General features: G+C 70.5%; 1 rRNA gene. It reads right to left on the bottom strand.

The annotated features are described in order from the left end of the window. Nucleotides 1-176: 176 nt before the first annotated feature. Nucleotides 177-302 (bottom strand): 23S ribosomal RNA (locus JHD64_RS21330); the annotation flags it as partial.

Genomic DNA, 302 nt, shown 5'->3' with positions numbered 1-302 from the left:
CCCCCCCCCCCCCCCCCCCCCCCCCCCCCCCCCCCCCCCCCCCCCCCCCCCCCCCCCCCCCCCCCCCCCCCCCCCCCCCCCCCCCCCCCCCCCCCCCCCCCCCCCCCCCCCCCCCCCCCTTTTTAATCATCCGGCGACCACCGAGATCTACACTGTTGTTCGTTCGTCGGCAGCGTCAGATGTGTATAAGAGACAGGTCCCGTTAGAACCTCAAAGGGGTCAGGGTGGTATTTCAAGGTCGGCTCCACCAGAACTAGCGTCCTGGCTTCAAAGCCTCCCACCTATCCTACACAAACCACTTC

Source organism: Aquitalea sp. ASV15 (assembly GCF_016429115.1).
Taxonomy (GTDB): domain Bacteria; phylum Pseudomonadota; class Gammaproteobacteria; order Burkholderiales; family Chromobacteriaceae; genus Aquitalea; species Aquitalea magnusonii.
The sequence above is the reverse complement of the archived record's forward strand: the minus strand, read 5'-3'. Positions and strand labels throughout refer to the sequence as shown.